Origin of the sequence: Pseudomonas sp. NPDC087697, from assembly GCF_044743155.1 — a bacterium.
Classification (GTDB): Bacteria; Pseudomonadota; Gammaproteobacteria; order Pseudomonadales; family Pseudomonadaceae; genus Aquipseudomonas.
The window spans coordinates 84858-97431 of the sequence record NZ_JBIUVW010000018.1; the positions used below are offsets into that span (position 1 = coordinate 84858).

At 59.0% G+C, this 12574-nt stretch carries 10 protein-coding genes; 6 read left to right on the forward strand and 4 right to left on the reverse strand.

The window, feature by feature from the left end; translation table 11 throughout:
* Positions 1-92: 92 nt before the first annotated feature.
* Positions 93-1055: a LysR family transcriptional regulator gene (locus ACIPIN_RS14985; protein WP_262111324.1), complete on the forward strand. Its 963-nt coding sequence runs from the start codon at positions 93-95 to the stop codon at positions 1053-1055.
* Here the strand turns inward: ACIPIN_RS14985 and ACIPIN_RS14990 are convergent.
* The 3 genes from ACIPIN_RS14990 to ACIPIN_RS15000 all read right to left on the reverse strand — a co-directional run bounded on the left by ACIPIN_RS14990 (position 997) and on the right by ACIPIN_RS15000 (position 5292).
* Positions 997-1206, reverse strand: coding sequence for a PA3496 family putative envelope integrity protein (locus ACIPIN_RS14990; RefSeq protein ID WP_081013719.1), 210 nt, complete (start codon positions 1204-1206; stop codon positions 997-999). The two genes, ACIPIN_RS14985 and ACIPIN_RS14990, sit on opposite strands and share 59 nt — an antisense overlap.
* A 182-nt stretch (positions 1207-1388) precedes the next feature.
* Complete coding sequence (hexR, locus tag ACIPIN_RS14995) at positions 1389-2255, reverse strand: transcriptional regulator HexR (protein ID WP_123427501.1); 867 nt, start codon at positions 2253-2255, stop codon at positions 1389-1391.
* A gap of 166 nt (positions 2256-2421) precedes the next feature.
* Complete coding sequence (locus tag ACIPIN_RS15000; protein WP_401119864.1) at positions 2422-5292, reverse strand: EAL domain-containing protein; 2871 nt, start codon at positions 5290-5292, stop codon at positions 2422-2424.
* Between the two features lie 259 nt (positions 5293-5551).
* Here ACIPIN_RS15000 and uvrD point away from each other — a divergent pair, with 259 nt between their 5' ends.
* From uvrD to ACIPIN_RS15020, 4 genes are all read left to right on the forward strand, one after another.
* Complete coding sequence (gene uvrD / locus ACIPIN_RS15005) at positions 5552-7735, forward strand: DNA helicase II (RefSeq protein WP_401119866.1); 2184 nt, start codon at positions 5552-5554, stop codon at positions 7733-7735.
* Positions 7736-7872: 137 nt separating this feature from the next.
* A complete protein-coding gene (locus ACIPIN_RS15010; protein WP_401119867.1) occupies positions 7873-8313 on the forward strand; it encodes an EamA family transporter in 441 nt (146 codons plus the stop codon).
* Between the two features lie 178 nt (positions 8314-8491).
* On the forward strand, positions 8492-9364 hold the full coding sequence (locus ACIPIN_RS15015; protein ID WP_401119869.1) for a Tim44 domain-containing protein: 873 nt from the start codon (positions 8492-8494) through the stop codon (positions 9362-9364).
* Between the two features lie 135 nt (positions 9365-9499).
* Complete coding sequence (locus ACIPIN_RS15020) at positions 9500-9907, forward strand: SMI1/KNR4 family protein (RefSeq protein WP_019694340.1); 408 nt, start codon at positions 9500-9502, stop codon at positions 9905-9907.
* A gap of 21 nt (positions 9908-9928) precedes the next feature.
* On the opposite strand, the gene ACIPIN_RS15025 is transcribed toward ACIPIN_RS15020, so the two are convergent.
* On the reverse strand, positions 9929-11692 hold the full coding sequence (locus tag ACIPIN_RS15025) for a cation:proton antiporter (protein WP_401119870.1): 1764 nt from the start codon (positions 11690-11692) through the stop codon (positions 9929-9931).
* Positions 11693-11946: 254 nt separating this feature from the next.
* Between ACIPIN_RS15025 and ACIPIN_RS15030 the strand changes: the two genes are divergently transcribed.
* Entirely contained in the window at positions 11947-12429 is a 483-nt protein-coding gene (locus ACIPIN_RS15030; protein WP_071552703.1) for an acyl-CoA thioesterase, read from the forward strand.
* Positions 12430-12574 lie beyond the last annotated feature (145 nt).

Sequence of the window (12574 nt, forward strand, 5' to 3'; positions counted from 1 at the left end):
TCAAGGGATTAACAAAAATCAATAATTATTGGGTCAGGCATAAGCAAAGACTTATAGTTGAACGACCAGCCGCCGACCAGAGTCTCTAGATAATGCGTAAGTCCTTGATGCGTATGACATTACGCCAGCTTCAGATCTTCAATGAAGTCTGTGATTTGCGTTCCTACAGCCGAGCAGCCGACGAAATGTCGCTCACACAACCGGCCGTTAGCCTACAGATTCGTCAGCTTGAGGAGCTGATTGGCCAACCTTTGTTCGATTACGTCGGCAAAAAGCTCTACATGACCGAAGCAGCTGAAGCGTTACAGCGCGCCAGTCGGGATATTTTCGGGCGCCTGGAAAACCTCGATATGCAACTCTCGGACATGCAGGGCTCGTTGCAAGGTCAGCTGAAACTGGCAGTGGAATCCAGCGCCAAGTACTTCGTACCGCACTTGTTTGCCGCCTTCAAGCGTCAGCACCCGGAAGTGAACCTTCAATTGACCGTGGTCAACCGTGGACAAGTAATCCGGCGCCTGTCCGACAACCGCGACGATCTGGTGATCATGTCCATGGTGCCGCAGGACATGGGTCTGGAGTTTTTGCCGTTCCTCAACAACCCGATCGTCGCCGTGGCGCCACCGGATCATCCGCTGTGCCACATGGGGCCGTTGCGCTTGCAGGATCTTGAGCCCTACACATTGCTGCTGCGCGAACCCGGCTCAGGGACACGACTGGCGTGCGAGGAGTATTTCAAAGAGAAGCGCGTGCACTTCAACCAGACCCAGGAAGTCTCGTCAGCCGAAGCCCAGCGTGAATGCGTGGTGGCGGGTCTGGGCCTGGCCTTGTTGACGCGCCACGCCCTGAACCTGGAGTTGGCGACCGGCGGACTCAAAGAGCTGCCGGTCGAAGAGCTGCCGTTGTACCGCAGCTGGTGCCTGGTGCAGGCCAAAGCCAAACGCCTGTCACCGGTAGCGCATGCGTTCCTGGGGTTTATCCGCAGTGAACGGGTGCAGATCAGCGCGCTGGTTGAGCGTTTCGACGCGAAGCTGCCGGTGTTGCCTGCCAGTAGTTGAGTTCCAGATCCGGATATTCACCGATTTCGGCCAGAAGCTGGCGGTGCTCGCATCGATCTTCAATCGCGCGGCGAAACGCCATGCGACGCTGGTCTTCTTGTTGACGGCGGGTTTTGACAGCGCTGTTGCGTTCTTCGTAGTGCTGGGCCATTTCGAGTCTCCCAAGGCGAGTACGGGAGTTTCAAGATAGGTGCTGGGGATGACGGTTTGGCGGCGCGGGGATTACAGGGATGTGAAAGTTGTCAGTTAAAAAAATCGCAGCCTTCGGCAGCTCCTACGTGGGGAATGTGTACACCCGTAGGAGCTGCCGAAGGCTGCGATCTTTTGCCGCTATCAATCGTCCAGCGCTTTCACCGACTTGGGCGACAGACGCAGGCTGCGGAGGCTGCGTTTGACGCTCTTGAGGTGATTGACCAGGCTTGGCCCGCGCGCCATGGCCACGCCCATGGCCAATACGTCGATCACCACCAGGTGAGCGATACGCGAAGTCAGCGGCGTATAGATTTCGGTGTCTTCATGCACGTCGATCGCCAGGTTGACGGTCGACAATTCCGCCAGTGGGGTCTGGCTCGGGCACAGGGTGATCAGCGAGGCACCGCTTTCACGCACCAGATTGGCGGTGATCAACAGATCCTTGGAGCGGCCGGACTGGGAAATGCAGATCGCCACGTCTGTGGGCTTCAGCGTGACCGCCGACATTGCCTGCATGTGCGGATCGGAATAGGCCGCTGCGGTCAGCAGTAAACGGAAGAATTTATGCTGGGCATCCGCCGCCACGGCGCCGGACGCACCAAAACCATAGAACTCGACGCGCTGAGCCTGAGACATGAGCGTCACAGCCTTCTGCAACTCCACCGGATCGAGTTTCTCGCGAACCTCCATCAGGGTGTGCAGAGTGGTGTCGAAAATTTTCAGGCTGTAGTCGGCGACCGAATCGTCTTCGTGAATTGCGAACTGCCCGAAGCTCGCCCCTGCTGCCAGGCTTTGCGCCAGCTTCAGCTTCAAGTCCTGAAACCCCGAACAACCAATGGCGCGGCAGAAACGCACGATGGTCGGCTCGCTGATGCCCACACTGTGGGCAAGATCGGCCATGGAACTGTGCATCACAGCCGCTGGGTCAAGCAGCACGTGATCGGCAACCTTGAGCTCCGATTTGCGTAACAGGTGGCGCGACTGAGCGATGTGTTGCAACAGGTTCAAAGGGCAGGACTCATTGTTATTGGCTGACGCCGGGGATGTAGCAAGCTTGTAGTTATACTACAAGAATTCGCTTTTTGCCTGTTCAATGCGTAACTCCATGCCCCCATTTCACGCCACACGCGGTCCATGTAGCCCTTGCAACGCGTATGACAGCCTTCGGTAGCGGCTACGCAAGTGGGTTATCGGCACGCAGTAGTTCAGCCACGGCAAACGCTTCCACTGGCCGGCTGATCAGGTAACCCTGCACCTCATCGCACAACTCGGCCTTGAGGAATTCAAGCTGCTCCGGACGTTCCACACCTTCTGCCACCACTTTGAGCGAAAGCCCATGCGCCATGGCGATGATTGCCCGAGTAATCGCCTCGTCTTCACCACCCTCGCCCAGCCCACGGATAAACGCCTGATCGATTTTCACATAGTCCACAGGGATGCGTTTGAGGTAGCTCAGCGATGAATACCCCGTGCCAAAGTCGTCGATCGCCAGTTTCACGCCGAGGTCGCGCAACTGCTGGAAGGTCGCGATGATGTGTTCGACGCTGTCCAGCAACTGACTTTCAGTCAGTTCCAGTTCGAGGTTGTGCGGCGCCAGGCCAGTTTCCTCAAGCACTTGGCGCACCAGGCTGACCAGCTTGCCCTGACGCAACTGGTGGACCGACAGATTGACCGAAACCCGAATCGGCTCCAGCCCCTGACGCTGCCACTCGCACGCTTGCCAACAGGCCTGGCGCAAGACGAATTCGCCAATCGGCCCGATCAACCCGGTTTCTTCCGCCAGACCAATAAAGTCTCCCGGTGGTACCCGGCCCATGGTCGGATGATCCCAGCGCACCAGTGCTTCAGCGGCGTTCAACCGGCCAGTGGTTAGGCAGAGTTTCGGTTGGTAAAACACCTTCAACTGCTTTTCTTCGATGGCCTTGCGCAGTTGGTTCTCCAGCTGCAAGCGCTCAAGGGTGCTGGCCTGCAAGCTGTCGGTGTAGAACTGGAAATTGTTCCCGCCCAGATGTTTGGCGTGCTGCATAGCCATGTTCGACTGGCTGACCAGCGCGGAAATTTCCCGCGCGTTGTCTGGCAACATGCTGATGCCCATCGACGCACTGACCACCAGCTCATGGCCTTCAACAGTCAGCGGCAAGCGCAGCTTGGTCGACAAGCGGGTGGCGACCCGCGCCAGGCTCGACAGGTTGCCGTAAGCGTCGAACAGCACCGCGAACTCATCGCCGGACAAGCGCGCAATGGTGTCCGCCTCTGGCAACGCGTTGACCAGGCGCCGAGCCATTTTCTGCAACATCTGATCGGCGATTTCATGGCCGAGGCTGTCGTTGAGCAATTTGAAACGGTCCAGATTGATGTGCAGCAGCGCCAGACTTCGGCCGCCCTGGCGTACCCGTTGATGGGCTTCATGCAGGCGCTCGCGGAACAATGAGCGGTTGGCCAGCCCGGTCAGTTCGTCGTAATGGGTCAGGTAGCGCATGCGCTCCTCGGATTCGCGCCTGGCTGATAGATCGGCGAAGAAGCCCACAATATGGCTGACATTACCTCGGATATCGCGCACTACATTCAGTTGCAGCCATTGCGGATAGAGCTCGCCGTTTTTGCGCGCCTCCACTAACTCGCCCTGCCAACTGCCATGTTGCTCCAGCGCCTGATGGATCGCCGAGTAGTGCCGTCGCGCGTCACGACTGCACGGCAACTCGACCACATTGCGCCCCAGCAAATCTTCAATCTGATACCCGGTGACCCGGCTGAACGCCTGATTGACCGCAATCAAGGCGTAATTCGGGTCGAAAATCACAATGCCTTCGCTGGCCGCTTCAAACACCGTCGCCGCCAGTTGCCGCTGTTCTTCAAGCCCTTTGCTGACGCTGATGTCACGCCGGGTGCCGACCATCCGGATCACCCGCCCGTTGGCACCCCGCTCCACCGCCCGCCCGCGGTCTTCGATCCAGACCCAATGGCCATCGCCGTGGCGCACCCGGTATTCGATCTGATAATCCTCGGTGCGGCCCTTCAAATGCTCGACCAGCGCCCGCCTGAGCGGCGGCAAGTCCTGCGGGTGCAGGCGCGGCTTCAAATGGCTGAGCATTGCCGTGACGAATTCCGGCTCAATGCCGAACAGCTCCTTGAGTTGGGTGTGATGCACTTCATCGGTTTGCAGGTTCCAGTCCCACAGCCCCAGCTCACTGGCCTTCAATGCCAGCGCCAGCCGTGCTTCGCTCTTACTCAAGGCCTGATTGGCGACATCCAGTTCGCGGCTACGCTGGGCTACCCGGCTTTCGAGCCCGACCTGGGCTTCACGCAGTTCTTCTTCGGCATGGCGTCGCTGTTCGATTTCCCGCGCCAACTCCTGATTAAGCTGCTCGCTGCGACTTTGCGCCTGCTGCAAGTGCTCGATCAGCGCCTGATTCTGGAATCGCCGCATCAACTCGCGCTGGATCAGCCGGTTGACCTGCCACGCGACCACACTCAGAGAACCCAGCAGAATCAGCCCAAGCCAGCCCCAACCCTGCTGTTGTTCATCGCCGCCCCAGAATAAATAGCCGATCGCCGGTAATAAGCACGGCAAGGTAAAGGACAGGAAGGCCGGCAAGCTCACCGCGTAGGCGACGCTGGCCGAGAGGGTCGCCGCACCGATCAGGCCGAACACCCAGGCTTGTTGCAGGAAGCTGTCGGTGGGCACCAGAGCAATGCCGGCACCGGCCAGGGTCAGGCCGCTGATGGCCGAACCCAGCAGAAACATTCGGCGCCAGATCGGCTGCGCCTGACGACTGGGCATCGCCGAGTCGAAGGCTGCGACCTGAATCACCCGCAACGCCACCAGCGACAGCAACCAGATCAGCCAGATGCTCACCAGGAAGTAGCGCTGCGGGCTCCAGAGCAACCCGGCGCAGACCAGACCATTGATCAACATGAACAGTGTGGGCAGCAACGACCCCTGATACAGCAGACGCGTGCGCTCGACCGCCATCTCCATGGCGTACTGTTTGCGGATAACCCGAGGTTCCACAAGGGGGCCCGACAGGCTGGAGCTGAGGGTCATAGGCAATATTCTTGTTCTTATAGGTGAGCGTGATGAGCCCGAAACGTCGACGGAGCATACACAAGCAATGGCCCGGACCACACTGCTCCAGATCATAAAAACATCAAAACAAATGACCCGCGATAACCGCTCAAAACCGCAGAAGCGCGACCCATCAAGGCTTGCAACGGATGACTGACCGGTCGTCTCCTGCGTTTCTTTCATCGGTTAATGCAAAGCTCGGTTTGCCCGGTGTGGCGCAGCACCCTAGAATGCCCCGATGCGCGATGATCTCTCCCTTCTGCTGAACTCTCTCAACGATGCCCAACGTCAGGCCGTAGCTGCCTCCGTGGGCCGTCAGTTGGTCCTGGCCGGTGCTGGTTCCGGTAAAACCCGTGTGCTGGTGCACCGTATAGCCTGGTTGATCCAGGTCGAGAACGCCTCGCCACACTCGATCCTGTCGGTGACCTTCACCAACAAGGCCGCTGCCGAGATGCGCCATCGCATCGAGCAACTGATGGGTATCAACCCGGCCGGCATGTGGGTCGGCACCTTCCACGGCCTGGCGCACCGCTTGCTGCGGGCGCATTGGCAGGAAGCCGGCCTGAGTCAGACCTTCCAGATCCTCGACAGTGATGACCAGCAGCGTCTGGTCAAGCGAGTGATCCGTGAGCTGGGCCTCGACGAACAGCGCTGGCCAGCCCGTCAGGCCCAGTGGTTCATCAATGGGCAGAAAGACGAAGGTCTGCGTCCGCAACATATTCAAGCCAGTGGCGATCTGTTCCTGGCCACCATGCGCAGCATTTATGAAGCCTATGAGGCCGCGTGCCTGCGCGCTGGCGTCATCGACTTCTCCGAACTGCTGCTGCGCGCCCTCGACCTTTGGCGCGACCACCCGGGCTTGCTGGCGCATTATCAGAAGCGTTTCCGCCACGTGCTGGTGGACGAATTCCAGGATACCAACGCCGTGCAGTACGCCTGGTTGCGACTGCTGGCCAAGGGCGGCGACAGCCTGATGGTGGTCGGCGACGACGACCAGTCGATCTACGGCTGGCGCGGCGCGAAAATCGAGAACATTCACCAGTATTCGGCCGATTTCCCGGACGCGGAAGTCATTCGACTGGAACAAAACTACCGCTCCACCGCCGGTATCCTCAAGGCCGCCAACGCCTTGATCGCCAACAACACCGGGCGCTTGGGCAAAGAGCTGTGGACCGACGGCGGCGAAGGCGAAGCGATCAACCTGTACGCCGCGTTCAACGAACATGACGAAGCACGCTACGTGGTGGAAACCATCGAAAGTGCGCTGAAAACCGGCATGGCCCGCAGCGATATCGCGATTTTGTACCGCTCCAACGCCCAATCGCGGGTTTTGGAAGAAGCGTTACTGCGTGAGCGCATCCCGTACCGCATCTATGGCGGCCAGCGCTTCTTCGAACGGGCTGAAATCAAGAACGCCATGGCCTACCTGCGTTTGCTCGAAGGTCGCGGCAACGATGCGGCACTGGAGCGGGTAATCAACGTTCCGGCCCGTGGCATCGGCGAAAAAACCGTCGAAGCGATCCGCGACCACGCCCGTCATAGCGATGTGTCGATGTGGGAAGCCATGCGTCAGCTGGTGGCCAATAAGGGCCTCACCGGTCGCGCAGCCGGCGCTCTGGGTGCGTTCATCGAGCTGATCGAGCACCTGGCGACCAAAACCGCCGAAATGCCGCTGCACCTGATGACTCAGACGGTTATCGAGCAGTCCGGCCTGATTGCCTATCACGAAGCGGAAAAAGGCGAGAAAGGCCAGGCACGGGTAGAAAACCTTGAAGAATTGGTCAGCGCGGCGCGCAACTTCGAAAGCGCCGAAGAAGACGAAGACCTGTCGCCGCTGGCCGCGTTCCTCGGCCATGCCTCGCTGGAGGCCGGTGACACTCAGGCCGACGAGCACGAAGACAGCATTCAGTTGATGACCTTGCACAGCGCCAAAGGCCTGGAATTCCCTTACGTGTTCCTGGTGGGCATGGAAGAAGGTCTGTTCCCGCACAAGATGAGCCTGGAAGAGCCCGGCCGCCTTGAAGAAGAACGCCGCCTGGCCTACGTCGGCATCACCCGGGCCATGCAAAACCTGGTGATGACCTACGCCGAAACCCGACGCCTGTACGGCAGCGAGACCTACAACAAGGTTTCACGCTTCGTACGCGAAGTGCCTAAAGGCCTGATCCAGGAAGTGCGACTGTCCAACAGCGTCAGCCGTCCGTTCGGTGGCGGCCAGAAGCAAAGTTCGAGCAGCATGTTCGCCGGCACGGAAATCCCGGAAACCGCGTTCAGCCTTGGTCAGCAAGTGCAACACGCGGTCTTCGGCGAAGGGGTGATCCTCAACTTCGAAGGCGCCGGCGCGCAGGCCCGGGTGCAAGTGAACTTCAGCGAAGGCAGCAAGTGGCTGATGCTTGGCTACGCCAAGCTGGAAGCCATCTAACGGCCTCAGAGAGGGGCTTTATGTGGGAGCGGGCTTGCTCGCGAAGAACGATAACGCGGTGTCTCAGATAAACCGCGGTGCTGCCTTCGCGAGCAAGCCCGCTCCCACAGGTTGATCTGATAGAAGGCGTAATACACATGGGCTCAGGCTTCTTTTCCTCCTGGACATTCTGGGCTTTGTTGTCGGCGGCTTTCGCTGCGCTGACCGCGATTTTCGCCAAGGTCGGCATCGAAAACGTCAATTCCGACTTCGCCACGCTGCTACGCACGATCGTGGTATTGGTCAGCCTGGCCTTGATTTTGTACGCAACGGGCCAATATCAGTCATTAGGATTGATATCCGCCAAGAGCTACCTGTTCCTGCTGCTGTCTGGCCTGGCAACCGGTGCCTCGTGGATTTGCTACTTCCGTGCGCTGAAACTCGGGCCAGCCTCGTTGGTAGCACCCGTCGACAAACTCAGTGTGGTGCTGGTGGCCGTGCTGGGCGTAGTGTTGTTAGGTGAGCGGCTCGACTTGCGCCAATGGGGCGGAATCGGTCTGATCACGGCGGGCGTGGTGATGCTGGCATTGCGACGTTAAGCAGCGTTCCTGCTGAACCAATCCATTTGTCCTACAGACAAAAGTACACACGCCTCCTTGTACCGACTGAGCTGAACGCAGCCTGTCAGGCAAAAGCCCGAAACACTCTGCCGCTAGCCAGTGTCACTTCACCTGTGCAACATGGCGCGCGTGCCATCCACAAATGGGAATTCCCTTTATGAAACGTTTTCTTAGCATCGCCCTGGCGTTGTGCATCGGCCTGACGATGAGCCTCGACGCCAACGCCAAGCGCTTCGGTGGCGGCAAAAGCGCAGGCGCCGCGCCGACCCACCAGACCAGCCAAATGGCTCCGTCCTCTCCTGGCATGGGTTCTGCTGCCGCGACCGCCGGTGCTGCGGGTGCCGCAGGCGCTGCCGCCAAAGCCGGTGGTGCTTCGCGCTGGCTCGGCCCTCTGGCCGGTATCGCTGCCGGCGGCCTGCTGGCCTCCATGTTCATGGGCGGCGGCTTCCATGGCATGCAGATTTTCGACATTCTGATCATGGCGGTCATCGCATTCGTGATCTTCCGCTTCATCGCCGCTCGTCGCCGCAAGCAACAAGAGCACATGGCCCCTGCGGGCGCGCCAATGCAGCGTGAAGTGTTCGAACAGAAGCCGGCCATGGGTTCGATCTTCGGCGGTTCGGCAGCGCCTGCTGCCGCTCGTCCAGTGATCAACGCTCCGGCCTGGTTCAACGAAGAGCGCTTCATTGAAGCCGCGCGTAGCCACTTCCAGTCCCTGCAACAGCACTGGGACGCCAACGAAATGGACAAGATCGCCGAGTTCGTGACCCCGCAAATGCTGGAGTTCCTCAAGCGCGAACGTGCCGATCTGGGTGACGGCTTCCAATCCACCTACATCGACAACCTCACCGTTCAACTGGACGGCGTGGATGATCGCGCAGACAAGACCATCGCCACCCTGACCTTCAACGGCGTGTCGAAAAACTCGCGTTTCGACCAGGGCGAAGTGTTCAGCGAAAGCTGGAACATGGAACGTCCGCAGGGCGAGAACCAGCCTTGGCTGGTGGCCGGTATCCGTCAGAACGGCTAATACTGCCCTCGTTTCGCATGTTGTAATAAAACCCCGGCCTAGTCCGGGGTTTTCTATTTCGCGGTTGCATCTATAGCGAGCTACTGTATAAACCGCCCCAACTAAACCGCGCCATTGAGCAAGAGGATCCCGGACGTGGAAGAAATCATCGAACAACTGCGAGAAGCCAACGAACCGGTACCGGTGCCCTTGGAGCTGCCTGACGAAGACCTACTGGTGGAAATCGAAGAACAACTGTTCATCGATATCCCGTTTGTCTTCAGAGAATTCCTGCTGACCGTCAGCGACGTCGTTTACGGCAGCCTGGAGCCGGTGACCGTCACCGATCCGCAATCGCACACCTACCTGCCGGACGTTGCCGCCAATGCCTGGGATGCTGGCGTTGATCGCAGCATGATTCCTATCTGCCAGGATGGTGACAACTACTACCTGGTCGAAGAAGACGGCACCGTGGTGCTGTGGCTGGCCGAGGAAGAGCTACTGGCCGAAGAAACCTGGGAGTCGGTGTGGCACTGGGCGCGGGACGTCTGGCTGGAAAGCTGATCTGCCCGACGCCCCGCTGGGTCAATGCCCGGGCGAATCCTTGTGGTTGTCCAGGGTTTCCAGCAGGGCGACCTGCATCCGCGTGTGCACGCGGATGAACCAGCGCCAGAGCAGGGCCGCCACCGCGGCGGTTACAACGGCGATCAGCATCAGCAACTTGTTGGTCGGCAAGATACTGGCCGACAAGGCTGCCAGCAGCAGGAAAATCACCAGCAGCGAGAGGATCGGGATCACTTCGGCGATCACTCGACGCACTCGCTGCGTGTGGCGGCCGGCCATTTCCGGCTTCACGCCCATTTCCGCCAGCAGCATCGAGAGCGCCTTCAGCTTGCGGTAGGCGGCAATCAGGAACAGTAGCGACAGCAACAATGCCCCGCCCCAGATCAACGCCTTCTGCCAGCTCGGATCATTGATCCAGGCGTGCAGGTAACCGGAAATCCGCTCGGCAAAAAAGCTGCCCGAGAAGAAGATCGCCACCACCAGCGCCAAATTGACCCCAACCTGCAGCAAGATCCGCCGAATCATCGACGCCAGCAGCGCACCCTCGCCCTGCGGCTGAATGCTGCGCAGCCATTCTCCATACATCCCCAGCACACGACCCAAGCGCTGTGGGATTACCGCAGCCAGCTTCAGCGATAGCGGATCAGCGGCACGGATCAGGTACGGCGTCAGCAAAGTGGTGATGGCCGAAACGGCTACCGCCACCGGATAGAGGAAATCGCTGGTGACCTGCAAGGTCATGCCCAGCGCTGCAATGATGAAAGAGAATTCGCCAATCTGCGACAGGCCCATGCCGACCCGTAGTGAGGTGCGTCCGTCATTGCCGGCGATAAACGCCCCAAGGCCACAGGAGAGCATCTTGCCGAGCACCACCGCGACGGTGATCACCACAATCGGCCAGGCGTACTGAAGAAGAATCTGCGGATCGATCATCAGGCCGATCGCAACAAAGAAGATGGCGCTGAACATGTCGCGAACCGGCTCGATCAGGCGTTCAATTTTCACCAGCTGCCGAGATTCGGCCATGATTGCGCCGATCAGAAACGCCCCGAGCACCATGCTGTACTCAAGCTTTACCACCAGCAGGCAAAAGCCAAAACACAGGCCAAGCACGGTAATCAGCAACATTTCATTGCTTTCGAACTTCGCCACATAGGCCAGCAAACGCGGTACCAACAGGATGCCAACCACTAGCGCGACGACCATGAACAGCGAGAGTTTGCCGACAGTGGAAAACACTTCGCCGGAGCTCACGGTGCCGCTGACGGCGATACTCGAAAGCAAGGCGATGATGCCAATGCCGAGGATGTCTTCGACGATCAAGACGCCAAAGATCAGCTGGGCAAAGCGCTGGTTCTTCATCTTCAGGTCGTTGAGGGCTTTGACGATAATTGTGGTTGAGGAAATTGCCAGGATCGCGCCGAGGAACAGCGAATCCATGGTGCTCCAGTCAAACCAGCGGCCGATTTCGTAGCCGATCCAGATCATCAGCACGATTTCCAGGAACGCCGCAATGAACGCCGTGGCACCGACCTTGAACAGCTTGCGCAGGCTGAACTCCAGGCCCAGACAGAACATCAGGAAAATCACCCCGAGCTCGGCGAGGGTCTTGATGGTTTGCTCATCGTGGATCAACCCGAACGGCGGGGTGTGCGGGCCGATGATGAAACCGGCAACGATATAGCCCAGCACGACCGGCTGTTTGAGTCGATGAAAAAGAATGGTCACCACACCTGCAACCAGCATGATCACTGCCAGATCCTGAATAAAACTGATGGCATGCATGGCGAGGGCTCCTGGGGGGATGTGCTGATGTCGTTGGGCGATTACCAGATCGGATGAAAGGGCCCTTGAAGGGGGCTTTTGAAGGGTAACACCGCGACTTCGGGCAGAAAGGCGGTGCAATATATGGAAACAGATCGATCCGGGCGTGACGGCCGTCGCTGGTTCGGCGTCCCGTTAAGGATGGTTTTGAAAAACTGACCAAGCGCCCGCAGAGGTGCTCCCGAAATCCCTGCCTAGAATCGTGAGTAGTTGCTATGGAACCCGGAAACGCCCAGCTGTCGATGACGGTACTGATGACCCCCGACATGGCCAACTTCTCTGGCAATGTCCACGGCGGCACCCTGCTCAAATACCTCGACGAAGTCGCCTACGCCTGCGCCAGCCGTTATGCCGGGCGCTACGTGGTAACCCTGTCGGTGGATCAGGTGATCTTTCGCGAACCGATCCATGTCGGTGAGCTGGTGACCTTTCTGGCTTCGGTCAACTACACCGGCAACACCTCGATGGAGGTGGGCATCAAGGTGGTGACCGAGAACATCCGCGAGCGCTCGGTGCGTCACACCAATAGCTGCTTCTTCACCATGGTCGCGGTCGACGATCAGCGTAAGCCGGCGGCTGTCCCACCGCTGCAACCGCAGAACAGCGAAGATAAACGCCGATTCGCCCAGGCCAAGCAGCGCCGGCAGATTCGTCAGGAGCTGGATCAGCGTTATCGCGAAATCAAGGCTGACGCTTAAAACACAAGATCGCAGCCTGCGGCAACTCCTACAGGGATACGTATTCCTATGTAGGAGCTGCCGTGTTGTGGTCGAATATTTTTGGACCATGATGTAGGAGCGTCGATTTAAGGAAGCATCATGGGATATCGGGTTGTTACGTCTG